Raw genomic sequence first — 710 nt, 5'->3', positions numbered from 1 at the left:
TTACAAGTACTTCTCGTAAGTCATTGAAGGTCAACGATTATTTCGGTCGGCGTACTGAACGGGCAGAGTTGTGTATAACGAAATGGCCTAGAGTATGATCAGTCCACAATTCATATCCGGTTAGTCTGAAAAACAAAAAGAAAAACAACGAGAGAGGTACGTAAATAAATACCGCGTTCCAGGTTGCACTGGCTATGACGTGAGGACCAAACATCATCGCCACCCAGAGGAGCAAAGGAAGACTTAAGTAAACAATGATTCTCATAGAGAATTTCCGCATAGCCAATGCTCCAGAAAAACTTACAGAAATACTACGCGACGTCTGTATGCATGGCCGTCATTTTTGAAAAAACAGCGACAATACTAGACGTTATGCATAAATCGAGCCCGTAATACTATTCCGTTCCGTTTAACCGCCGCCGCCTACGCTGCTCATCAGCCCTCCTGCTCCGTAACTTGCCGCCTGTCCAACCATAAATGCTCCAACAGGTCCAACGAATGGCAAAACCATCGCTCCAACACCTGCGCCAATCAAGAACTTAGCGAGTTGCTGCCCGGAATTCGCCGAATACATTGAGCTACCAACTTGAGCGGTGAATGTGGTCGAGTGGTTGCGCATCTGTGTGGCGTTGGTGCAATAAAATGTCATCCATCCCGGCGGCGCCGGACTTCCTGACGGTTTGAGGTCGAGCATGGCAGCGCGAGCGAAG

The 710-nt window shown here is 48.2% G+C and carries 1 protein-coding gene; it reads right to left on the bottom strand.

Features of this window, described 5'->3' with window-relative positions:
• Positions 1–409: 409 nt before the first annotated feature.
• Positions 410–710 (bottom strand): hypothetical protein (locus M622_RS40265; protein WP_217995350.1); only part of this gene is annotated, 301 nt, incomplete at its 5' end.

Origin of the sequence: Thauera terpenica 58Eu (assembly GCF_000443165.1) — a bacterium.
Classification (GTDB): domain Bacteria; phylum Pseudomonadota; class Gammaproteobacteria; order Burkholderiales; family Rhodocyclaceae; genus Thauera; species Thauera terpenica.
Note: the sequence above shows the minus strand (reverse complement) of the source record. Positions and strands in the feature narration are given on the sequence as shown.